This window comes from Levilactobacillus namurensis DSM 19117, from assembly GCF_001434785.1.
Lineage (GTDB): Bacteria > Bacillota > Bacilli > Lactobacillales > Lactobacillaceae > Levilactobacillus > Levilactobacillus namurensis.
Window position 1 is genome coordinate 1 of sequence record NZ_AZDT01000004.1, and the last position, 1,029, is coordinate 1,029.

At 45.4% G+C, this 1,029-nt stretch carries 1 protein-coding gene; it reads right to left on the reverse strand.

Annotated features, from left to right (window positions below; translation table 11 throughout):
• Positions 1-202: 202 nt before the first annotated feature.
• Entirely contained in the window at positions 203-886 is a 684-nt protein-coding gene (locus tag FD30_RS00740) for an EAL domain-containing protein (RefSeq protein ID WP_235803238.1), read from the reverse strand.
• Positions 887-1,029 lie beyond the last annotated feature (143 nt).

Sequence of the window (1,029 nt, forward strand, 5' to 3'; positions counted from 1 at the left end):
GTTTCTTGCTGAACCGTCATCGCTAAGCGACAACTTAATTAATATAACATTTCGTTATCATCTCTGTCAACAACTAATTTCAATCTTTCAAATTGGTCTAGTTAGTGATTTGCGATGACAACGTATATAACTATACCAACCCAGACTGATGACGTCAACTAAAACTTCAAAAAAGTTTCAAGGCTCCCTCAATCCGCACTACCTAAGACGTTAATTGCGTAAAATCCAACGGGTCTCCCGCTAACCGCAACAACTCCGGCTTACCATAATAGTAGCCTTGTCGCAGCGGAATCCCAAACCGGTCACTCAACGCAGCGCCATCCGCCGTCTCGATGCCTTCCAAGATCAAGCGTTGATCATACTCGCGGCTGATGGCGTGCCAGACCCGCAGCTTCTCTTGAATCTGGGGATCTTGAATGCCCACCCGAAAGTTCTGGAGCGCAAATTTCATCTCCGACGCTAACGGTAAGAAGTCTCGAATACTCTGGTAATCATTATTCCCCGTCCCCACGTCGTCCAAGGACACCTGCATCCCGTGTTCCACGAACCGCCGCAACTGCGGAATCACCGCAGTATCCGCAAAAGTCTTGGTACTCGTCTCTTCCGTCAGTTCTACGGTCAATTTAGCCGGATACAGTTGCTTTTGACTCTGCAGGATGGCCTGAACCATCTGCGTATCCATCAATTGTTCACGATTGACGTTCACGGAAACGTATTGAACCTTCAAGCCTAAAATCTTAGTGGTCGCCACCAGCAACCATGACATCACCGCTAAATCAACTTGTAAAAAGGAAGCCGGCACACGCCACCCCGCCTCAGTCCACTGCTTCAAGAGCAATTCATAGCCAAAAATGGACTGCGTTCGGACATCAATCTGTGGTTGCACAAAGTAACGATAAATTTTTCCAAAATCCCCATCACCTTTTATCGGGTTATCTATAACCCCATTTTACATCTTATTAAAAAGAAGTATACCTGAATTATTCATACCTTTCAAAAAAGTCGTCAGTTTTCATGTTTTTCAAAAAC